At 49.8% G+C, this 23021-nt stretch carries 19 protein-coding genes; 8 read left to right on the forward strand and 11 right to left on the reverse strand.

The genetic code is table 11. The annotated features are described in order from the left end of the window. Window positions 1-592: 592 nt before the first annotated feature. The 5 genes from ACYVK4_RS21675 to ACYVK4_RS21695 form a co-directional block, all read right to left on the reverse strand. Window positions 593-1078 carry a response regulator gene (locus ACYVK4_RS21675; RefSeq protein ID WP_461129656.1) on the reverse strand — a complete coding sequence of 162 codons (486 nt, stop codon included), beginning with the start codon at window positions 1076-1078 and terminating at the stop codon, window positions 593-595. Between the two features lie 63 nt (window positions 1079-1141). After that, window positions 1142-1363, reverse strand: coding sequence for a hypothetical protein (locus ACYVK4_RS21680; protein ID WP_461129657.1), 222 nt, complete (start codon window positions 1361-1363; stop codon window positions 1142-1144). A 101-nt stretch (window positions 1364-1464) separates the two neighbouring features. Continuing rightward, the gene (locus tag ACYVK4_RS21685; protein ID WP_461129658.1) at window positions 1465-1671 is read right to left on the reverse strand and encodes a hypothetical protein; all 207 of its coding nucleotides are present in this window, start codon (window positions 1669-1671) and stop codon (window positions 1465-1467) included. A gap of 319 nt (window positions 1672-1990) precedes the next feature. Further along, complete coding sequence (locus tag ACYVK4_RS21690) at window positions 1991-3745, reverse strand: hypothetical protein (RefSeq protein WP_461129659.1); 1755 nt, start codon at window positions 3743-3745, stop codon at window positions 1991-1993. Window positions 3746-5080: 1335 nt separating this feature from the next. Next, entirely contained in the window at window positions 5081-5434 is a 354-nt protein-coding gene (locus ACYVK4_RS21695; protein ID WP_461129660.1) for a hypothetical protein, read from the reverse strand. A 343-nt stretch (window positions 5435-5777) separates the two neighbouring features. On the opposite strand from ACYVK4_RS21695, the gene ACYVK4_RS21700 reads away from it, so the two are divergent. Next, window positions 5778-6089 (forward strand): LytTR family transcriptional regulator DNA-binding domain-containing protein, encoded by a 312-nt coding sequence (locus tag ACYVK4_RS21700; RefSeq protein ID WP_461129661.1) that lies wholly within the window; start codon window positions 5778-5780, stop codon window positions 6087-6089. A 755-nt stretch (window positions 6090-6844) separates the two neighbouring features. Here ACYVK4_RS21700 and ACYVK4_RS21705 read toward each other — a convergent pair. Next, window positions 6845-7297, reverse strand: coding sequence for a response regulator (locus ACYVK4_RS21705; protein WP_461129662.1), 453 nt, complete (start codon window positions 7295-7297; stop codon window positions 6845-6847). Window positions 7298-7566: 269 nt separating this feature from the next. Between ACYVK4_RS21705 and ACYVK4_RS21710 the strand changes: the two genes are divergently transcribed. Then, window positions 7567-7704, forward strand: coding sequence for a hypothetical protein (locus ACYVK4_RS21710; protein ID WP_461129663.1), 138 nt, complete (start codon window positions 7567-7569; stop codon window positions 7702-7704). 388 nt (window positions 7705-8092) lie between these two features. Beyond that, the gene (locus ACYVK4_RS21715) at window positions 8093-10369 is read left to right on the forward strand and encodes a PAS domain-containing hybrid sensor histidine kinase/response regulator (RefSeq protein WP_461129664.1); all 2277 of its coding nucleotides are present in this window, start codon (window positions 8093-8095) and stop codon (window positions 10367-10369) included. Between the two features lie 338 nt (window positions 10370-10707). On the opposite strand, the gene ACYVK4_RS21720 is transcribed toward ACYVK4_RS21715, so the two are convergent. From ACYVK4_RS21720 to ACYVK4_RS21735, 4 genes are all read right to left on the reverse strand, one after another. After that, window positions 10708-13236 carry a TonB-dependent receptor gene (locus ACYVK4_RS21720; RefSeq protein ID WP_461129665.1) on the reverse strand — a complete coding sequence of 843 codons (2529 nt, stop codon included), beginning with the start codon at window positions 13234-13236 and terminating at the stop codon, window positions 10708-10710. Window positions 13237-13424: 188 nt separating this feature from the next. After that, window positions 13425-13883, reverse strand: a complete 459-nt coding sequence (locus ACYVK4_RS21725) for a PepSY-like domain-containing protein (RefSeq protein ID WP_461129666.1) — start codon at window positions 13881-13883, stop codon at window positions 13425-13427. Window positions 13884-13967: 84 nt separating this feature from the next. Further along, the gene (locus ACYVK4_RS21730) at window positions 13968-15233 is read right to left on the reverse strand and encodes a sensor histidine kinase (RefSeq protein WP_461129667.1); all 1266 of its coding nucleotides are present in this window, start codon (window positions 15231-15233) and stop codon (window positions 13968-13970) included. After that, complete coding sequence (locus ACYVK4_RS21735; protein ID WP_461129668.1) at window positions 15230-15910, reverse strand: response regulator transcription factor; 681 nt, start codon at window positions 15908-15910, stop codon at window positions 15230-15232. The genes ACYVK4_RS21730 and ACYVK4_RS21735 overlap by 4 nt, the downstream gene beginning before the upstream one ends. Before the next feature lie 345 nt (window positions 15911-16255). On the opposite strand from ACYVK4_RS21735, the gene ACYVK4_RS21740 reads away from it, so the two are divergent. The 5 genes from ACYVK4_RS21740 to ACYVK4_RS21760 all read left to right on the forward strand — a co-directional run bounded on the left by ACYVK4_RS21740 (window position 16256) and on the right by ACYVK4_RS21760 (window position 20651). Further along, a complete protein-coding gene (locus tag ACYVK4_RS21740) occupies window positions 16256-16867 on the forward strand; it encodes a phosphatase PAP2 family protein (RefSeq protein ID WP_461129669.1) in 612 nt (203 codons plus the stop codon). A 16-nt stretch (window positions 16868-16883) separates the two neighbouring features. Beyond that, window positions 16884-17900 carry a YncE family protein gene (locus ACYVK4_RS21745; RefSeq protein WP_461129670.1) on the forward strand — a complete coding sequence of 339 codons (1017 nt, stop codon included), beginning with the start codon at window positions 16884-16886 and terminating at the stop codon, window positions 17898-17900. Window positions 17901-18077: 177 nt separating this feature from the next. Continuing rightward, entirely contained in the window at window positions 18078-18491 is a 414-nt protein-coding gene (locus tag ACYVK4_RS21750; protein ID WP_461129671.1) for an EamA family transporter, read from the forward strand. Between the two features lie 345 nt (window positions 18492-18836). Beyond that, the gene (locus tag ACYVK4_RS21755; protein ID WP_461129672.1) at window positions 18837-19592 is read left to right on the forward strand and encodes a phosphatase PAP2 family protein; all 756 of its coding nucleotides are present in this window, start codon (window positions 18837-18839) and stop codon (window positions 19590-19592) included. A 30-nt stretch (window positions 19593-19622) separates the two neighbouring features. Beyond that, window positions 19623-20651: a sulfite exporter TauE/SafE family protein gene (locus tag ACYVK4_RS21760; RefSeq protein WP_461129673.1), complete on the forward strand. Its 1029-nt coding sequence runs from the start codon at window positions 19623-19625 to the stop codon at window positions 20649-20651. 89 nt (window positions 20652-20740) lie between these two features. Here ACYVK4_RS21760 and ACYVK4_RS21765 read toward each other — a convergent pair whose 3' ends face one another. After that, a complete protein-coding gene (locus ACYVK4_RS21765; protein WP_461129674.1) occupies window positions 20741-22942 on the reverse strand; it encodes a TonB-dependent receptor in 2202 nt (733 codons plus the stop codon). Between the last annotated feature and the right edge of the window lie 79 nt (window positions 22943-23021).

Below are 23021 nucleotides of genomic sequence, written 5' to 3' on the forward strand. Positions count from 1 at the left end.
TCAACGGTCAGCGACTCGAACTGGCCAACCATAAGCAGCAACGTATCGTATGAGCCAGGGTAAAATGGATTTTCAATGGTTCTCTTCATGGACAACAGCTTACCCTGAATTGCCTGCCTGGGGGCACCCATAGGCCACGAAAAACACAGGATCAACCGGTTGTAACGAAAAACCAGGTCACTTGAGCGACGTCGAGCAGTGTTTTTTATCTCAATAAGGGGATAAACTGAGCCAATGGCCTGGGCCTGTTAGAAGACTCATCAATGCTTCCCATACCTATGCCAACCCAACTCACTAGCGGTGATCAGGTGATCATGGTGACAACGACGTGTTGCCCCCTACCCCCGGGAATCATTGACATTGACCTGCGCACCGGGAAGAAGGGGGCCATTTTTTGACCCTGTTCTGGCAAGTGATGGGCAGTGGTACCCACAACGGGACCTGCTTACCACCCGGCAACAAGCCCGCCAACAGGTGGAAATCTATTGCCAGACGCTACTGGCCAGTTTTGATCGGTCAGCGATACCACCAGCGAAATTTGAACGGCTGGTGAAATCAGCCAGGGTGCGGGCCGCGTTAAGGATAGGGGTACTTATTTTCCGCGAATGTAATTTCCCCGTAGGGGGGGAGCTTCCAGCCAGGTGAAACAAAGCTCGGACAGGGTTTCCCGCAAAATGACTCGGTCCAGGTGTTTACGCAGACTGGTTGGTGGGCATAACGGCGGTGAATCCACCGGATCCTCATCGGTCGGCTCCAGCAGCCTCACCACCGGTATGGAATGATCAATCGGATGGCCCTGCAACGCCTGCTCAACTTGATGCCCCCCTAACCGGGCCAGCGCCTGGTCGAGCAAAATGAGCGATGGCTTAAGTTGCATGTGGGGCAATGCGTCGAGGAAGGCTTGCTCGGTGCTAAAAAAGCGAACCGAATAATAAGGCAGATACCGAAAAAAGACGTCTTCCAGGGCGAGTCGAAAATCAATCGCCCCATCGACAACACAAATGACTCGGTTGGTCAGCATACCCACTCGTTTTCGATCAAACCGGCTTTCGCCGTTTTTGTTAGGCGAACCCTTCATTAAAGTGGACGTTAGTCAGCTGGGACAGGGGGGCAGCAGGCCGGTCAGGGGGAACTGACGCGTTTACGAAAAATCAAAAGTAATCTTGCCGGGGGGGCTATTCTGGGCGAGACGGACCAGTTCGCTCGTCGATTTTACACTTGCTCTTTTCAGCGTAATGTGGGTCTGATGGCCCATCTGCTGGAGTATCTCCAACAGCTGACCGGTGGAATAATCAGTGGCCACAAGAATCACATTTTGAGAAAGCTGTAGCAATGGCAGGAGTTCCTGGGTCGTCTTAGGCATCAGGGTAACGCTGAAGATGTATAAAGAAAAAAGTCACTAAAGTCGGTCTAATCAAGGGTGTACAGGCACCAGAAGGGATAGCGGTTGATGGAGTTAAGTTCCTATTGAGCCATTCGCCATTTGAAAAAACGTAGACCGGCGAAAAAATAAGCAATTAGCGCCAGCGTTTCGAGGATCGCTTCCAGGGGATGAGTGGCGTAGACGCCTTGTTGATAATCCAATATCCAGTCAATCAGAGCCCCACAATAGCCCAATAAACCAATGACACAGCCCGTAACCAGGCCGACGATAAGAAGAAACTGTCGCATAACGCTAAAGATCAAAATGAACACAACGGACGGGTTTTCATCGTAGTGGTAGATTACACTCAAGCAAGCGGCCTGCCAAGTAAATATAGTCTGGCAATCCTATATACTTAAAAATAGCCTATAGGCTGTAAATAGGTAACCGAGACGACGATTATTACTGAACCGACCCCAATCAGCCCGAACGGATGATGCGTTTTTGTTAACGAGGTAAGCATAAGGGTGTGTATAATCTTCCACAACATTGGCTTCGTTTATCAACGGTCTCATCAGGAATTACCACTTCGAGCGATGGGGGAACCCATACCAGGAGGCCGCTTACTTAATTGGTTTCTTTTTGGAAAGAAAGTTGACTACCCCGGGCCCGGTCGTTGCGCAGATAAATTCGAACCTGGTCGAGCTGACCAACAAACCTGTAATGATGGGTTATGTAGCGGGCCAGCGCGGGAAATCGCTCAAATCGATACCGAACCGTATCCGTCATGAACAGGCTATTGGGCCCCGTGGCATCCAGAAAAAAAGTGGGTCGATTCGTTTGAATATCCACTAAATATTTTTCCTGGTAAGCACCACGCAGGGAGTGGGGATACATGCTTCGAAAACTGGTGTTCTCACTGGTTCCCTGGGGTAACTGCGTATCGACATGGTATCGGTTCTGCCATCCCCAAACCACTAAGCGATCATCGGTCCGGGCATAGGCGCGGATTACCGACGAGACGGGATCCATCCCGATGGGAATCTTTTTCTGGATAAGGTAGAGATAGGGATTGGCCTGCTGGATACCCGTCTGATAAATATCGACCGTGTGAATCAGGCTGGGGATACAAATCATAGCCGCTGGCAGAGCCGGGTTTACTCTCGAGGTGTCCCAGCCCGTGAGGCATTCCTGAATGGCTAAACTTAACAGCCAACTGAGGGGCATCAGGACGAACCATAGATGATGGGGGTACTCGGTGGCCGGTACCGCTACGACAAAACAAGCCGTGGCTAGCCAGCCCAGGGACCATCCGATCAGCTTTGGGGGGAAAGAGGCTATTTTTTTTCGCCCCGATAAACGAGCCCCCCCCGCCAGCGTGGCCGCCAGAAGGCACAACGCGAAAAATTGCCGGAAGGTGGGCTCATCCGTCAGGAAATAGGGCAAGCGGGCCAATTTAGCCCAGATAGGCAATTGGGTATTCGGGTACAGCTCTTTATAGTATTCACTATAGTTGAACAGGTTGGATTTAAGATAAAATAGATAAAATCGGTCGACTACTCCGTACCAGGTACATAAGACGACAACCAGCAAACTGGGCAGAAGACAAGCCGTCAGGAGCCAAAAAAGGGGCTGATTGTTGCCAAGCCCCAACCGATTGGCACGAGCGTGCCTAACCAAATTGATGGCCAAAGCCCCCACGATCAGTCCGATTATGGGGACCGCCTGCAGTTTGACAAACGGAATCAACCCGGCTACCACACCCGTTATCAACCAGATCGTTCGCTGCTGACTCAGATAAGCGGGCTGTTGGATAAACCGAATAAAAACGTACCAGGTATAGGCGATAATGGGTAAAGCCGGCAACTCACTACTGCAATGTAAAAAGTCGAAGTAGGTGGTAAAGCCAAGAAACAACAGTAAACAAAGTAAACTAATCCGGGCCGCTGCCGCTGAAATCACCCGTCGCATGGCTGCCAACAAAAACCAACTGGTCAGGCCTAGCAGCAGGGTTCCCGTAAGTCGGGTAGTCACATAGGTAATAGGCCAATGCAACAAGCCAGGCCAGGCCAGCAGGTACGAATTAATAGGACCAATGGTGGTCCCGTCAACGGAGTGCCAGTAAACCGGATCCCGCAGCAAGGTGAGAGCCTCGGCAATCATTTGCGACTCATCGACGTTAAGGGGGGCCGCAAACACAATGCTGGGCAGGCGGGCCATGAGCAGCCAGAGCATCGCCAGAGAAAAAAACAGTCGATCATCCTGAAAGACCCCGGACCGATTGGCCCGAATGGGATAGCTTATTGCCATAAGGAGCAATAGTAAGCCACCATAATACAGGTAGGGTAGGTATTGACCCGTCAACTCGATTAAAGACGTCATATTGTTATCTATAAACAGCCAGCCCAAACCAGAACTAAAAGCGTCAGAGTCGGCGTAAGCTTTTAGCCCGTCAAGCAGGACGGCCTATCCTGCCTGTTCAGAGAATCGTATGTATCAAGTTTATCTATACCCAAGTATAGGGTAAAGCCAATGGAACAAACGCTTAAAGCCCACCGGTCAGCATGTTAGCCCCGTTCAATAGCCGGGGTTGAGCAAATACACCGCCCATGAAATAGTTTCCTGCTTGCGTAAGGATACTTTCCCGGGTGATCAATGACCAGGTGTTCCGATATGGGTCTTTAAAAAGTTGATCGCTTACTTCTCACGATAAAGCCATTATAAAATAATTATTAACCATAAATGATCATATATCAAAAATAGTATACTATAAAGTATTATTATTTCATATCTATTAAGTGGTAATATACTACTCTCGCTAAACAGTCATTTACGGCCGCCAAGCTAATTTCTTCTTGGCGTGAGTACCTCCTGGTAATAGGCGCCAAGGCTTTAGGCAGCCTTTCGGTTATACTATCTGTTGACCGAAATCGTCATGGCCCGCAGGGATATCTCGGACAGCAGCTACCTTGCAGGTGATCAGGTATATAAATAGCCATGGGCAGTAAGTTAGTTTTTCCCAAACCAAACCCCTTCACACTTGATTGGTCTTGGGATCGAATGGTACTTTTGTAGTCAGTGACCGACTAGAAGGAGCTGTCCGGATCAAATTCTGTCAACGCTTCCAGGCATTAGCGGATGCCTACGCGACTGACAGCATTCGACAGATAGTAAAAAGTTAATGTATCATACAACCGCTCCTCCTTGAGACTCCCCTCGTCTCAAGGGTAAGTAGGGCCTTTAACTCAACAAGCTATTGTATAATAACTGTCAACGACAATCCGGGCCACACGCTTTATCTATATGTTAAGACAGATTTCGGCATAGCGCTTTGCGATAGCTTTATGAAGGACTCTATGCAGTTACTTAAAGGGTGAACCATTGGGCGATCCAGCCTTTATTTACCCTTAAGACAAAACAGCCAATACCCAGTAGGTATTGGCTGAATTTATAACTAGTTTCTCTCGTGCTCTCTACGCAGTAACTACTCGATTACGATCGAATTGTTTAAGTAGGTCTTTAGGGGATAACTAAATTAATACCTTGATTTGGCTAATTGGTTATCCTAATTTTTCGGCCTAGATAGCCTTTATCATAAAGACCTATTAATCTTTCCGTATTTTACCTACCTGTGACTTGTCCCGAATGTGAAGCCTGCTGGAAACCGGCTGGAGGGGGCCAACGTGCCAACTATGAACACCCTACCAAGTGAGGTTATTACAAACAAACGTGGTAGGGTGTTCCTTTCCCGTAATCAAGCGAGGCCCATTGTTCGTCTGTTAGCCGTAGTGTGTCCGTTACCTCGAACAGTGTAGGGGTATTGTAAATCCTGTTAATGTCACCTCGGAGGTTGTTACACTGGTTATTCTCCTGATGCCTGACGTTGTGAGCCGCCTGGCCATATGGATCGTCTTTTGAGCCTTTGGCATACTGCCGGTGTTGGAGCCTTCGTAACAGGTTATCATTCTTGCGTAGCAGAGCTGCCGACACAAACCGTTGCTGTGGCTGAGGAGGATCAATTGTTACGCCCGTAACCGGACAAATAACGGCCCCCGTCGTGTGTTCGTCCAACGTCAATTCGTCCGGTTTTCCCTTATCAACATGTACCTCGGACCCGCTTCAGCTCGAGGGTATTCACCGACGGGTCGATCCGTGGAGCAATTCGGGGGAAACGGTCCTAACGCCCTTCGGCGGCATTGGTTCCGAGCCGTACAGGAGCGTCAAGAATGGCCGTAAAGCTATCGCTTGAGAAGGGTAGGCTAGCGACTGCTCTGTGATGGTTAGAAACGTGCGAATGGCAGAACAAAGCCAGCTCAACTGACTGCCTTTTACTAGGTGTTACTGCCAGAACGACCGATTGAAACCCTGGACTTTACCAAACTAAACCGGGTTTCTTTTTTTTAGTCAAAACAGCATGAACCAGCGCAAAACCCAGATCCACTGGATTCGTCCTGTCGCCTATGTGAGCGGGGACGCCAACTACACCACCCTGCACTATCCCGACGGGAGCAAACTACTGGTGTCCATGACCATCGCCCGCGTTACGTCGCGTTTACAGCTTGTTCGTATCCACAAACAATTCGCCGTGAATCCGGCCTATGCGTGGTGCAATCTGGAGGCCGTTGTCCAGTTGGCCGGACTGGATATTAAGCTGAACGTGGCCAGAAGGCGGGTAAGGGCGGTGAGGGAAGCGTTGCCCCATGAACCGACAAACCTCAACGGGTAGCGACCGATCGCTGAGCAGGTAAGAGATTACCCCTATTGCATTCGGAAAATTAACATCTGGGTTAACGTAATCCTGTTTCGATGTTTGTGTATTGACAAAAATGCTGAAGTAGCGAACCAAGATGAACCCGCCCTTTTAAATCAAGGAAAAGGGTTGACGACACAGTTATTTTCTGGCCATCAGGCCAGGTATTCATCGATCAACCCGGCCCCCAAAAATGAGCAGCTCATCTCGGTCAAACATCGAGATCGATTGTATTTTCATATGTATCTTTAATTTTATTTATAAAATGCTAAACTTTACACATGTAATTTGTAACATGTGTAACAAAATTGGGTGAGGATTACTCGAACGCCACATATAGTTGAATGGTTATCTATTTACTTATCATCTTGGGTCTAATGGGTACTACTCTCGGCAAGAAGTTAACTAGAGACAAATAGAGAATTTTACTATGAACTAGTAAATCATTCAACGAGGTAAAGGTCGTTTTTACGAACTGGACTTGCTATCGTTTCCTGGACAAAAAGCTAAGAAACATTTGCCTGGAAAAGCAGTGAGCCTAATCTCAAATAGGCTCCTGCCTGATACAGCACGACTTTTTTGAGTTGGTCACTTTCAATATCTGTTCAACTCAATCCGTCGCATACGGTGTAGATAAAAACAAAAAGCAAATTGGCAAAGCTAAGCTGCTTTTTAGTGGCTGACTGATTATCGATAAAATGGCGGCGGCTGTAGCCAGACTTACTAAGCCATTAATTATACCCAGAATAACCATTCGGCCTCTGCCAAGCTGAGTCTGGCGTTCGAACGACATCAAACCAATAGTGGCTAAACACTTCCATGCGAGGTAACAACTGACTGAATGTCATCGGCTTAGTTATATACGCGTTGACTCCCATCTCATAGCATTTGACGATATCGTCTCTACGCTCTGACACGCTTAGCATCACAACAGGGATGGTTTTATAAGGCTGTACCGTTTTCAGGATTTTTAATACCTCAAACCCATTTACTTGGGGCATGTTGAGATCAAGAAAAATAACGCTGGGCCGTTGACCCGTTGCCAACCAGGTCAACAAGTCAGTACCCGACTGAAGCACGTGGATGGTCGGAGAGGGCCGACATATTTTAAGGGCTTCTTCGATCAAATAAGCATAATCGGGATCATCCTCTACAATTAGGATGCAGGGAGCTTTCTTTTTCATTTTTCAATACTGGGTGTGTACAAAAACTTTTCAATGTAACTACCCATACTTAAAAATCAAAATAGATGTATACATGAGCATGCTGTTGATATACAGGTTAAGTAGGCGAATCGGTAACTACATGTAAATCAGGAGCGTGAACTGGCCTCCGCCTTTTGAAGAAACTATAACGCGCTCTACTTCGGCTTGCCTTATCTGCCTACAGTAGTAGGCAGATAAGGCAAGCCGAAGTAGAGCACTATGGGGTCGCTGAAACAAAGGGAAAAAAGATGAAAGCGCTTTGTGGGATTGCCCAAGTAAAGGGAGCTGGAAGCACAGGAAGTCAATCGAATACCAACTATCGGCAGGGCTACCTGCCCAATGTCGATGCCGAGCGTAAGCCCCCTGGACCCAGCGTCCCTACTTAACTAGTAGAACCAGCCAAGGCCAGTCAAACTTAGATTTTCCGGGTCGATTCAGGGCGTGGCCAAAAAAGGCCGACCAGGGGATGGTGTATACCCCTATTGGCTGTTACCTGGTGCTAGGGATCGTATTGGACAGGTCGTAAAAACTAGCGTCTCAATAAACGCTCCCTCTTGAGACGAAATAGCGTTCATGAATAGGCTGCCGTCCTAGACGAAGACGTATTCATGTATTTGCTCCTTAATTCGGGCGTAAAGTAAGACGCTTTCCTAGTGACCTCGCCTTAATTGCCTCAACCAGGGTGAAAAAGCCAGTAGCCTCACTTTTTCGTCGCTCGTTTAACTTCTCTCTCAACAGGCCGTTATCTCGGATTACCCTTTTAACCAAGCTCTGATGCCCAAAGCCACCCGTCGGAAGCCGAATATAGAAGCCCTACGCCAATCCGAAGAGCGCTACCGAACTCTAGTTAACTCGATTGACGAAGGCTTTTGCCTCATCGAGATGATCTATGATCAGCAGGGCCAGCCCGTGGACTGGCTTTATCTGGAAGCCAATCCCACCTTTGAACGCCAGACCGGCATTGACCCCGTCGGTAAGCGGGTAAGCCAGGTGGTGGGGCCGGTCGATGGGTGGTGGTTCACCTTTTATCAACACGTGCTGACCAGTCAAACCCCCGCCCAGACCGAAAACCAGCTCTCCAGCTTAAACCGCTGGTACCGCATCCGGGCCGCCCCCGTAACGGGCTACCCCCATCGGCTTGCGGTCATTTTCGACGACATCACCCGACGCCGAGCCGATCAAGAAGCCTTGCGTCGGTCGGAAGAAAATTACCGCACCTTGTTTGACACGATAGCTGATGGCTTGACGATCTTTAGCGTGCTACGCGATGAGATCGGCCAACTGACCGACCTGCGCTACCTGGCCATCAACCGGGCCCTGGCAGAGCAGACCGGCCTGGACCGCCGGACCATCCTGGGCCAGCGACTCTCCGACGTCTTAGCCCCGGCCGATCTGACGCGGTGGCTGCAGTTATGTACCCAGGCTTTGGCCACTGACCAGCCCGTGAGCTTTGAGGAGTATATAGCCCGGGTTAACCGGTGGTTTTTAGTCGGTCTGTATCCGCGGGGCAAGGCTGAGCTGGTGAGTTCTTACCGGGACATCACCGACCGCAAACGGAATGAAGCAGCCTTGCAGGCTAGCGAAGCCGAGTTTCGTACCATGAGCGAAGCGGCCCCCGCCCTGGTATGGGTGTGCTCGGCCAGCGGGGAGAACATCTACTTCAACTCTCGCTGGTACGAATACACGGGTCAAACCGCCGAGCAGGCCAGCGGCCACGGCTGGATCACCACCCTGCATCCTGAGGATGCTGCTTACATTCTGCCCTACTGGGAGCGTAGCCAGCAAACGGGCGAACCCTACGAAGGGCAAGTGCGCTACCGGCGACACGATGGGATCTACCGTTGGCACATCTTTCGAGCTTTGCCCCGCCGAGACGAGGCCGGGCAGATCAAGGCCTGGTATGGGCTGAGCATTGATACCGACGACGCTAAACGGGCCCAAGAAGCCCTGCAACGGGAAGACCAGCGCAAAGACGAATTTCTGGCCATGCTAGCCCATGAGCTACGTAACCCGATGGCCACCCTTCAGGCGGGCTTGGATATCCTGCACTTAACGCTCACCGAGGAAACCACTCGTTCCCCGCTAACGCTGATGGAGCGGCAAATGAAGCATGTGGTGAGGATGGTAGACGACCTACTGGACGTAAGCCGAATCAGGCGGGGCAAGATCGAGTTGCATCCCGAGCGGACGAACCTGGTGGAGTTAGTCCACCAAGCCGCAGCCTCCGTGGGCGTGCTGTTTGCCGCCCAGGGGCGGCACTTACTGCTTGATTTACCCAGCGCGCCTATGTACGTATCCGGCGATACAACCCGACTGACGCAGGTGGTGATCAACCTGTTAACCAACGGAGTACGCTACACGGGGGAAGCGGGCCGGGTTTGGTTATGCTTAACTCACCACCAACAGGAAGCGATTCTTCAGGTGCAGGATAATGGCATTGGCCTGGAGGCGGATCAGCTGGAGGCAATTTTCGAGTTATTTGTCCAGGTAGACAACTCGCTGGCCCGGTCCAAAGGCGGGTTAGGTTTAGGGCTGACGCTAGTCAAGCGGCTGGTGGAGATGCACGGGGGCCGGGTGGAGGCCTTTAGCGAGGGCTTAGGGCAGGGCAGCACCTTCCGAGTTTATTTACCTACCCTAGAAACGGCCCCCGCGTCTAAGCCCGTAGAGAAAATCAACGTTCTACCGAGTAATAGCCGCGTTTTGGTCATTGATGACAATGCGGATGCGGTATTGATGTTAGGGATGCTGCTCAAACTCAAGGGCTATGAAGTTCATACGCGCCAGAGTGGTCAGACAGGTATTGAAGCCGCGGAAGCTTTACAGCCTTCGGCCATCCTGTTAGACATTGGCATGCCCGAACTGGACGGCTACGAGACCTGTCGCCGGATACGCCAGCAGGCCCGGGGGCAACACGTACCCATTATTGCCTTAACGGGTTATGGTCAGGAGGAGGATATTGACCGTGCTCATCAGGCGGGTTTCACGGCCCATCTGACCAAGCCTGTGGATCTGGGTAAGCTAATTGATCTACTCGAAAAGAATCAACTCTAATGGATTACGGACCGATTTAATGAGAGCGGCCCGATCAAGACGTATTCTTATAGAAACGCTCAATTCGCAGCACGCTTAAAATTACAGACCTAATTAATAATTCATTCTATAACTGGAAAGGCCACGCTTAAGCGTGGCCTTTCTAATCCCATCTACTTTCAACAACCTTGATAATCAAGGCTTACAGAGATACCTCTTCTGCCTTATTTGACCAGCAACAACTTAGTAAACGTTCTAACATCGGTTCTGGATTGTAATGTCAGGCTTATAAATTCTCACAAAAAGTTCCTGTCTAAGACAGAGAAAGACAAGAAATAAAGAGTAAGAACACCAACAAATTAATTCTCTTCGTCGCCACTCGCCGATTTGCCTTTCTTTACCTTGGCTCCGTTCAAGTTGCCAATTTTATAGCTGAATGTCAGACGGATATTGGAGTTGTAGATATACTGACGAAAATCCTGATTGAACTGAGCGGAGTTCAACACCGAGGTGAAGCCCATCCCTCTGGTGAGAAAATTCTCGGCGGCTAAGCCGATGCTACCCCGTTTGTTGGTGAAGGCTTTACGGGCTCCCAGCGAGTATTGAGCAAATCCAATCCGATACCCTTGCAGGGCAATGTCCTTTCCCCGATAGCCAATGTTCGCCTGCATAGCCCAGCCTTTATCAAATTGTATCTGGGAATCAAATCGACCACCCCAGCGTATACCGGTGTTGCTCATCGGCATAGATAGGCCCGACACGTCCAGAGCTACCCCGCTGATGTAACGGTACATGATATCCAGATTTGTATTGACGCTCCACCGGGGCGTAATATTTAGGGTAGCGAACAGGTTCGTCCCGTAATTGTATTCTTTGCCAATGTTTGACCGGCGACTGACCACCGCACCGATCAACGTATCTGACCGTTGGCTAATCGACTGAATATCATCCCGATTGAGCCGGGTATAAAGCGTCAGGTTCAGGTATGTTTTTTTGACGTACGTACTGTAGCCAAATTCGACCCGGTCGGTTATTTCAGGCTTCAAGTACGGGTTGCCAATAGACACATTGTAGGGATTGGCCGCATTGAAATTAGGATTCAGATCCTGAACGTTCGGGCGCTGAATCCGGCGGTTGTAGGCTAGCTTAATGGTCGTATTTGCGTTCAGTTTTTTCGAGAGATTAATGCTGGGAACCAGTTTGCCATAATCCGGAATAGAAATGGCCCCTTGTTTTCCTGCCGAGGCTTGGATACTCGTATACTCATACCGAGTTCCTGCCTTGATCGTTATCTTATTCCGCGTTGTGAGGGTATAGGAGAGGTAAGCCGCGCCAATATTCTGGTCGTATAACAGGGAGCCATCCGGGCGTTGGCTGTCAACGGAATAGACGGACGTTGGTCCCGCCAGTAAGTATTGGTACTGACTGTTCACTCGCCGGTAAGTTTCTTTGGCGCCAAATTCCAGTTGCTGGGTCTGACTGATGGGTGTCTGGTAATCCGCTTGCAGCACAAATTCCTGACTGGTATTGTAGTTCAGGTTTCGTTGCCGGGTAGTCAGCGTACCCAGCGTATCCAGATTATTGGCGTCAAAATTGTTGGCCAGGTGATTCTGACTATACTGACTGGAAATACTCAATTCGCGGTTGGGCCCATCGCCCGTACCGGGATACGTATGCAGGTAATCGACGTTCATATCCACCGAATTGGACAAGTCCTGACTAGTCACATCCCGCTTGGTTGGGGCTCCCACCATATCCCCATTGAGTAAACTGGTGGCCAGATGCTGGTCGCGGTTTAAGTTGCGCACCCCAAAACGAATCCCACCGGTCAGCGATTGATTTTTCGCGATGTCATAATCCAGTCCCAGGGCATACTGTCCAAACAGACCCTTATCGAACCCATCGGCGTGTTGACGCGTCCGAACGGGAGCAATGGATTCACCCAGAAAGGTCGTCTGGTTCAAGTCGGAACCCGATGGGTTATAAACGCCACGGCCATTGCCGTTTACGCTCACCCCCAGCTTGCCCTTTCGGAAACTGCCGTTCAAGCCCAATGTGGAGGTTCGGTTGCCACTGCCGCCATCTATATCGAGGTGTAGCCCCTGCAAGGTATTTTTCTTGGTGATGATGTTGATGATCCCACCACTGCCTTCCGCATCGTATTTAGCCGATGGACTCGTAATCACCTCGACCGTTTTAATCAGATCCGCCGGTATCTGCCGAAGGGCATCGGCCAGATTCCCCGCCAGGATCGACGAAGGCTTGTTGTTGATCAACACCCGCACGTTGGAGCTTCCCTGCAAGGACACATTCCCGGCCAAATCCACCGACAGCATCGGTACTTTTTTAAGGATGTCGGTGGCGTCCCCCCCTTTAGCCGCCAGATCCACGTCCGCATTATACACCAGCCGATCGACTTTATCTTCTACCAGGGCTTTGGTTCCCGCTACCGTCACTTCGCTTAGGGTGCGCGTGCTGGCACTAAGCCGGATAACGCCCATGTCTTTAATCTGACCTTTGGTAATCACGACATTATCAATGGGCTTGGCGGTGTAGCCCAGAAAGGAAACCAGGAGTTTATAGGTACCGGGAGCCATTTTGCTCAGGGTAAATTTACCTTTATCGTCGGCTACCGTGCCGTCAACCAGTTTATTGGTGGCTGTATTATAAACGGCGATGTTGGCATACTCGACCGCTTTGGTCAGGGTAGAGTCGACGACATAGCCCGAAATTCGGGCATTGCCTTTTACAGACGCTTCGCTAGCTCCTGTGGGAGTTGGTTGATTCGATGGCGCGGGATTCGATACAGTGGGGGTGCCGCCCGGATTTTGGGCGAATGTAATGGTAATCGTTATTAGAAATAAAAAAATGGTAGTCCTTAGCCACATAACCTGATCGAAAAATTTTAAATGCTGTCTAGTGGGCAAATTTGCCCCTGGCTGCTGATGAATTGAAACAAAACGTGGCCAATGCCTTATTGACGGGATCGAATAGCTTAAATAGCCAGTTGAATAAAAGCGGTGGTCCGCTTACGTTGTCCCGATAAGCGGGCCACGGCTGTAATCAATAACTTAATTTATTTAATAAACTGGCCGTTGGCATCGAACATCAGGTCTTTGCCACCTACCTCTGCTTCGTAAGTTTTCCTGCCGTTTGCATCAACAATTTCAGCCGCTTCTTTAATTTTCTTACCGGCGTGGTGTTTGGTCACATAATCCCGAACGGTTGCGGGTAACGATGATACCCTAATGGTGGTTTCCGTTTCGAGAACGTTGCCTTTGGCATCGATGACCAGTGACAATTCCTTTCCATTGTGGGTTAAACCCGCTTCATAATTTCCGCCTTCTTTCTCCCATTTCACGGCCTTCACACCTGGATAAAGCCGGGCCACCGTGGTTTTGGCAGCTGCTGGAACCACGATACCGGCTTGCAGTACGATTGTATAGGTCTTAGCTACCTTACCGGCAAAAACACTAGGAGCCATATTGGCAATAGCCATCAACATCAGCGCCCTAAGGATCAAGTTCTTGTACATCGTCATTTGTTGGTTTAGTTTCTGCACCAAACCTACCCTTGGATTCTAAAGGAATGTTGAAGTTGTAGCCCCGGTCACTATCCATTAGAAATCAACCTGAAACATATGCCGACGCATGGACGAAGCATAGTCGTATTTCACATCCATACCATACTGAGCGGCAATTTCTTTCACTAAGGCTAGCCCTAGTCCGGTGGATTGAGGTAGTGCCTGATTGCGAACGAATCGCCGGAAAAGCTGGTCTTCCGGAAAGGGCAGCGGATCACCCTGGTTGGTAATCATAAAATTGTTAATGCCCACCTGAACGAAAATTGAACTGTTCGAATCGCCGTGGCGGACCGCGTTTTTAATCAGATTCGAAAAAAGGACATCGGCTAATTGTCGGTTCATGGGTCGAATGGAATTTTCCTTGATCATCCGGTTAATGGTTATACCCCGATGCGCCACATAATCCGAATAGTTGTTTACCAGTTGATTAACCAGCTCCCCAATATCCACCCGATCGGTGTGAGCAAACTGCTGATTATCAATCTTGGCGAGTAACAGCAAGGATTGATTTAGGGCCGAGAGCCGTTTGATTTCCTGCTGTGACCGCTGAATTCGATCCAGGTCAGCTTCAGCTAACCCTGCTGACTGCTGCAATAAATCTAATTCGAAAGAGAGTACGCTTAAGGGCGTCTGCATTTCGTGCGAGGCATTATCGGTAAATTGCTTTTGCTGGGCGTATTGTTGGCGAGTACGGCGACTCATTTCATCGAGTGACTGACTGAGTAATTTAAATTCTGCTACATCACTGACGGGAAAGGCTACTTCATTCGGGCCATCGACTCGAAACTGCTCCAAGTGATGAATGATCCCGTAAAAGGGCTGCCAGATCCGCCGGGTCACCACAACATCGGCCAGCACCAACAGTGTCACAACGAGCAGAAAACAAACAATGACGCCGACCGAAACCGCACTGGCGATTTCGTCAAACTCCAAATAGGATTGCATAAGGCTTATCGTGTACTGCTGACCACCAATGGAATACCCAGCGCGAAGCATACGAACCGGAACCTGTTCTTTTTCGACGGGGTCGAAGGCTATGGTGTCCATGTAAACGGGGGATACTGGATGAAGGGGGGTAGTCCGGGTAATCCGTATGGTTGGATCCCAGTACGGCACGTAGGTGGCCTGGGGCGGGTGCTGGCGAAGCCGTGCTTTAACCTGGACGAGTTCACTGGCCAGTAACTCGTCGATTTCATACAGCATATGCCGGTGGATATACGCATTTAATAGAAAAACACCTCCCAGTGCGATGGGGAAGGCCGCCAGCAGCAGGTAGAGCGTCGTCTTGTGAAGTAATTTCATTCGCCTACCGTAAACATATACCCGGCCCCGTACCGCGTGGTGATGTAATCTGGACTGCCCGCATCCAGGAGTTTTCGTCGCAAGTTCCGCACATGGGTATACAGAAAGTCGTGAGAGTCGATCCCATCCATGTAATCACCCCAAACGTGTTCGACAATGACGGCTTTCGATAAGAGTCGATTTTTGTTAGTTACCAGAAATAAGAGCAATTCGTATTCTTTGAGCGTCAACTCCACCGGCTGATTTTCCACCAGAACCTGTTTACGGTTAGGCACCAGGGTAATGGCCCCGAAAACGAGTTGGGTCTCGCCCTCATGCTGACGTCGTCGCATTAGTGACCGGATACGGGCGTTAAGCTCCGGTAGGTGAAAGGGCTTGGTCAGGTAATCATCGGCCCCTAACTCCAACCCGGAGAGCTTATCATCCAGGGAGTTTTTGGCCGATACGATAATGATTCCCGCCTGCGAATGAGCCGCCTTCAACTCTTTTACAATGGCCAGTCCATTGCCATCGGGCAACGTAATGTCGACCACGACACAATCATAGTCATAATCATGCACCTTCACGGAGGCTGCACGGAAATTATTCGCGGTCGATACCTGATACTGTTCACCTTCCAGATACAGTCGCATGGCCACTAGTAGCGAGGGTTCGTCTTCAATCAACAAAATTTTCATGACCCAAATTGGGGTTATTTCCCCAAAGTACAGATCCAATACTGAATACATTTTGAAGATGGCCTCAACAAATGCATCGATAAATCCGCTATAACCTAACTACAGATTTCCTTTAGGTTTCCGCCATTCCTTTACCCATCCGTTTCTGGCCTACATAAAGTTTTTCGTATTCAACCCACTCTGGGGGTTCAAGTCACATACTAGTATGTAAGTGATACCAAGATTGATCAATTAATGAAACAAAACAGGCGCTCAATCTCCTGGCTGCTTAACGGCTGGTTTTTTCTACTTCCAGTACTTGTATCCTTTGGGCAACCAGTAAACACTGCATCCCGACGTGAATTCTTGGACACGATTCCGGGTCGCCCCGTTACGTTCCGGTGGGTTGCACCGGCGGTACTAATTCCCGTTGGTCTGGCTCTTTCGCCTAATTATCCTAACAGTCATTTCGACCGCTTTTACGTCCGAAGTGAAATCCAGGATAAAATCCACTTCCGTACGCATGCCGACGATTTTCTACAGTACGGTCCGGCTGTTGCCTGGGCCGGCTTGAGCCTGGCGGGCGTGAGCGGTCGATCGCAACCTCTCGACCGGGCGCTTATTGGCGTGCTTGCCTATGGGATCAGTACGGGTGCTGTACTAGTACTGAAACATACCACGAACGAACTTCGACCCGATGGGTCCAATACCCTCTCCTTTCCATCGGGACATACCGCTAATGCTTTTACCGGAGCAAGTTTGCTGGATCGGGAGTTTAGTGGGGTTAGTCCCTGGATTCCCCTTGGCGGCTATGCGATGGCCACTTCGACAGGCATTTTGCGAATGACTAATGATAAACACTGGCTATCGGATGTACTGGTTGGGGCAGGGATTGGGCTACTCTCTACGGCAATCGCCTACCAGGTCTATCCGTGGTTGACACGTAAACTGGGTCGACATAGAACCACCCCTCATTAAAACCAACTCTATTTCAATGAACGCATTTTGGATTTCTGCCGTATGCCTGTCGCTAACAGGCTCTCTCTTTGCCCAGTCGGCGAATTATCAGCTCGTCAAGAAAACCACCATTGGGGGCGAAGGGGGCTGGGATTATCTACTAGCCGATGCCGAGGGTAGTCGGCTCTACATTTCGCACGGTACACAGGTGGACGTACTCGACCTGAAAAGCCACGAAAAACTGGGGGTTATCACCCCAACACCAGGTGTTCACGGTATCGCTGTTGTGCCCGGTACCTCTATCGGTTACACGACGAATGGCCGCCCGAACACGGCGACGATGTTTAACGCGAAGACCTTTAAAGCCACAAAGGAAATCCCGACGGGTAAAAAGCCGGATGCGATTATGTACGACGCTTTCTCCAGGCGGGTCTTTATCTTTAACAATGAAGGCAACAGCGCAACCGTGCTGGATGCCACTACGGGTAACATTGCCGGAACGGTGGAGTTAGGCGGGGCACCCGAAGCCGCCGTTAGCGATGACCACGGGACGATTTTCGTGAACCTGGAAGATAAAAATGAGGTAGCTGTTTTTGATGCCAAATCGCTAACGGTCAAACATCACTGGAAGTTAGGAAAAGGCGAAGAACCCACTGGCCTGGCGTTTGACAAACCGCATCACCGGTTGTTCAGCACCTGCCATAAGATCATGGTGGTCATGGATTCGCAGTCGGGTAAGGTGCTGGCGGAAGTCCCAACGGGAAGCGGAACCGATGGAGCCGTCTTTGACTCCTCAACCGGCTCGGCCATCAGCGCCAACGGGGAAGGCACGTTAACCATCGTAAAGGAAGTAAAACCGGGACAATTTGACGCGGTTCAAACCGTAACGACTCAACGGGGTGCCCGAACGGTTACTATCGATCCTACATCTCATCATATTTTTGTCACAACCGCTGAGTACGGCCCTGCCCCAGTCCCTACGACTGAAAATCCGAAGCCCCATCCCGCAGTGAAGCCGGGAACGTTTAGGGTGCTGGAATACGCAGCCAAGTAGTAAGTATAGGGTATCTTTTGTCAGAGGCCCCTCTAAAAGCACTTAGAGGGTACATGTGGCAGTATCTAAACAGCAAAATAGATCGCCAATGTGCTTTACAGGTAATAGCGGCTAGCTACCCTGCATCTGGCAGGGTAGCTACTAACTGCCTTCTGTCTGTCTAAACTAGTTTAACCAATGTGGTGGATTTACGCATTACTCTCAGCCCTTTTTGCTGCTTTGACAGCCCTATTAGCTAAAATTGGTATCAAAGGAGTAAATACCGATCTAGCAACGGCCATTCGAACCGTCGTCATTTTAGTTGTGGCCTGGGGACTCGTGTTCTGGCGGGGCGGTCTTGATACATTACCCGCGCTTAGTCGCCAGAATTGGCTGTTTCTGATTTTGTCGGGTGTAGCCACTGGGTTCTCCTGGATTTTCTATTTCAAGGCCTTACAGCTTGGCAAGGTTTCGCAGGTGGCACCGGTCGATAAACTCAGCGTGGCCATCGCCCTAATTCTGTCGGTTGTGTTTCTAGGCGAAGTGCTGACCTGGAAGGCTGCTCTGGGAGCACTATTGATTATCAGTGGCACGCTGGTACTTATTTTATAAACCATGAGTTAACGCTTAGGAGTCTAACTGAAGAAACACCACAATTCCTTTGAGTTGTGGCAATTTGCTTGGCCTAAGAAAGTCTCTTAAAAACACTATACAGACTTCCTAGAGTTGAATTACTTGATCACTTTGAATGAATCGAGTTCCTTACCGTTCACATCAATCTGGCGAATGGTCAGTTTTTTTTGTCTTCGTCAGCTACGGTAAGTGAATGGACGTTCGAAAAAAACTTATCTGTAAATCGATGCCCCAAATTAGGATCGGGGTAATCTTCAAAGTCTCTTTAGAATCCCATCATTAGTTTGTACGCATTATCGTGGCTCTAGGGTGAGTTCTTACTGAATGACGACAAACCAACTCCAATACCATATTCATCATCGCTTTGGCCGATTGGCTACTCGCTACCCAAGTCTTGTTAGCTGGCTAGCTCACCGATTGTCGACCGACCATTTTCGAGGGTTACCCCTGACCGTGCTGGCCGGATTGCTGATCGTCAATGTGATGATGCTCTCCGAAATTGCCGAAAATCTGGTCAACGTTGAACCGATGGTCCGGGTCGATCAGGGGTTTACGCATTGGCTCTTTCAGGAACGGAGTTCGTTGATCAGTCAGTGGCTCTATGCACTAACCTGGCTGGGTTCTGCTTATGTAACGATTGGTCTGACACTGGTTGGATCAGCTGTTTTATATTATCAAAAAAAGACGCGCAACATCGTTATCCTGTGGAGCTTGATGGCAGGCGTCGGGCTGTTTGTTCAGGTCGGGAAACGAACCTTTATTCGGCAGCGCCCAGCTCAGGTTGCTTATTACGCCGAAACGGGCTACTCCTTTCCCAGTGGTCATTCGGCCACGGCCATGACGCTGTATGGATTACTGGGGTACTGGCTGGTTCGGGGCCGTCGTCGGATTCGGCACCGGTGGCTGGTGGGTGTCAGTGCCGTCGGGTTGATCGGGGTGGTGGGCTTTAGTCGAATTTATCTGGGGGTTCATTTTTTGAGCGATGTGTTGGGCGGCTATTTACTCGGTGCCTGTTGGCTGATTGTGGGCATTGTGCTCACCGAGTGGCAGCGGACGACTCATAAAGCCACTGTAGCTTAACCACTGGATTTCTCATTAATCAGCATGTTTATGTTTTTATCCGGTTTGCTCTTGTTTGGCTGTGCCCTATTGGCCTTTTCACTGAGTGCGGTTTGTGGGGGCGGGGCCGGTCTGTTGTTGTTACCCCTATTAGGGTCTCTCTTACCCGGCGCACAAGTTCCGGCGGCACTGTCCATCGGTACGGTTTCCAGTTCTGTTTCCCGCATCATTGCCTTCTGGCCGCGTATCCGCTGGGATGTGGTAGTTTGGTTTGTGCCCCCTGCCTTACCCGCCGTCTGGATTGGGGCAAAGCTGCTTGCCTACATCAATCCGCTTTATCTGGAGCTGTTGATGGGTTTATTTCTGATGGCTAATCTGCCCTTGATTTTTCGTTCGACCAAAGAACTGGAGGTGGTTCATCCATTACCCAACGGTTACCTGGCTCTGATTGGGCTGGCAGCGGGTTTTGTTTCGGGTCTAACCGGTGCGGTTGGCTTATTATTCAATCGGTTCTATTTGCGCTACGGCATGGGTAAGGAGGAAATCGTGGCAACTCGGGCGGCTAATGAAGTGATGCTGCATCTGGTCAAGCTTGCCTTGTATGCTTCCTTTGGCTTATTAACAGGGAAAGCACTCACGTTAGGCGCTGTGATCGCCGTAGCGGCCCTACTGGCGTCCTATGGCATGAAATGGCTACTACCCCGATTGAGTGAAGGTCTCTTTCGGCGGGTTGGCTATACGGCTATGGTCGTTTCAGGACTAAGTTTATTTACCGAAGCGGCTGGCCAGGTGGTCACGAACGCGCCGATCGATATTGACTATTCTCCCGTTGCCAATGGCATGAGTACGCAACTCCAATGGCGGAATAAACTGTTTTCGCTGGAGTTTGAATACGATGAGGGGTTCGAATTCGAACACACGATTCCCTTTGGTGAACTTCCTCCAGACAAGCAGGTTAAAGCGAAAAAACTCAGCCAGGGAGCCGATCACATGGTATTGGAAGAAGTGTTTGGCATCGATAAACATGCCTATGAAGTCTATGTCTATCGGAAGGGGAAGCTGGAAAAGTTCGATATGTAGTGTTTCAATCCACCCAAACGAGCATTAAATAAACAAGCTCCTGAAGAGATGATCTTTAGGAGCTTGTTTATGATACTGTCAAGCTGAGCTTATAAGGTAAACTTCAGCGCCAGGTTCACAATTCGTCCTTCTAAGGGCCCCCAAATAGGCCGGAAGGTGGGTTGTACTGTCGGGTTAGTGCCGAGCACAACCGTTTCATAATTAGCTTGCTTCACATTGAAGATATTCTCCCCGTTGAGCACCAGCCGCCAATGGTCATTGTAGTGGTATTCGGCCGCTGCGGCAAAGAAGGTATAATTAGGCACTTTCTGGTTGTTGTAAAGGTACTGGGTACCCACGTAGCTGGCTTCGACACCAAACCGGAAATGGTCATTTTCCCAGGCGACGGTGGTCGAAAACTTATCCTGAGGGGCCAGTGGCAAGTACGTATTATCGGCAGAGCTATTGCGCCGAGCCAGCGTGTGGTTATAGCCAACATACAATTCATAGGCTTTGTATTCAAGTCGCACATACGTATCGGTGCCAACGCTGAAGATATTGTAAGGCGCATTGATCAACTGCGTGTACGCGCCCAGATTACTCGACAGGCTGGAAAAAGCTGATACCACGGGCGAGTTGACAACGGTGTAATAAAGCGCCTGATCGACCTGGACCGAAAAGCCACTCTCGAAACTTTTCGAATACGCAATATCGATGTTAGTGCCCACCGATTTTTCTGCCTTCAGATTGGCTACGTCAATCGGTAGTAAACGGGAAAATATCAGGCTGACATTCAGCGCACCGGGCGTTTGGTTGACAAACAGGTTCGGGGTTTTGTAGCCCGTTCCTACGCTTAACCGCACTGTCCAGGGGTCAGCGGGTTTGAGTTTAACCGATAGGCGGGGCAATAGAAAACTACCGAACGTATTGTGATGATCAAACCGCAGACCCGCCTGGATCGCGACCTTTTCGCCCACCTGCCAGTCATCCTGCACAAACCCACCAACTGTATTGTAGGTGTAATCGACCAGGCGGGTGCTGTCGGGGTTCTTGCGGAACGCTTCGACCGTCAGGTTAGCGCCTATAATAAGCTGATGCTTACCAAAACGCGCTAAATCATTGGCTTCTACATAAATCGACGATTGACGCCCATCGGAGAGTTTGTGATAATCGGTGTTCTGCCGATGGAAAGTGCTAATCGCCCCTTTGACCGTTAGAGCGTTGGTTGCCGAGGTATTGTGGCTGGCATTGAAGTCAACGGTATGACGCTGTAAATCGGTTACGTTTTTATAGGAACCAGGTTCTTTACCGTCAAGAGCCGGTAGATACCCACCGGTACGATTTTCGGTAGTGAACGCATAACCGATATCCAGCTTGGTATGATCGGTCGGGGTCCAGAAAAATTTGGGATGAAAATTAAATTGCTTAATGCCAGGGCTATCGGTAAAGCCATCGTTCGTTACATCGACAGCCTTCTGGTAAGTATAACCCGTAAAGAGCGTCAGGCCAGTTTTGCCATAATGCTGCGCGTAGTAGGCATTCAGGTTGGTCTCTTTCAAATTCGAGTGGTTCAAAAGGGCCGTAAATTCGGGGGTTTCTAAGTGAGGGCTTTTCGAGACGATATTAATCATACCACCAATGGCTCCTCCGCCGTAGAGGGTTGAGACGGATCCTTTCACCACTTCAATCTGTTTTAAATCCAGCGGTGGGATTTGTAAAACACCCAGATTTCCCGAAAATCCTTCATACAGCGGCAGCCCGTCGCGCAAAATTTGGGTGTATTTTGGGTCTAGCCCTTGCATCCGAATGGCCTGGTTACCATTAACGGCGGAGGTCCGCTGCACGTGAATGATGGAAATATCGCCCAGGATACTGCTCACGTTGCCCGGTACGACCGCGCTTTCTTCGTCCATATCCTCCTGACCCAGCACTTCCACTTTAATAGGCAAATCCTCAATGCGCGAGTTAGTACGGGTCGATGTAACGGTCACTTCGTCCAGCGATTCATTCTGACTATGGAGTTGAAAGACGAGTGTATCATTACCCGCTGGCAGCGAAAACGATTCGGTTTGGTAGCCAACGGCACTAACTGTAAGCGCCGTGACGCTGGCTGGTGTACTCGGCATGGTGGCAACGCCTTTTACATCCGTTACGGTGCCAGTGAGAGGTTTTACGCTGGCAGGTGTCCGAATGGTTGCCCCAATAATGGGTTCATGCGTGGCACTATCTTCCACCCGAATTATACGGCCTGTTTGACCGAATGCTGACAGCGTTGACAGGCTCAGCAAGACACAAAGAATAAATTGGCTCATCCGCAAGAAAATGTATTTACAAGGGTAGGCATCAATTATGAAGCAAATTTGAAGTTATTGGTTTTGAGTTAGGAAATTC

This window comes from Spirosoma aerophilum (genome assembly GCF_054782495.1).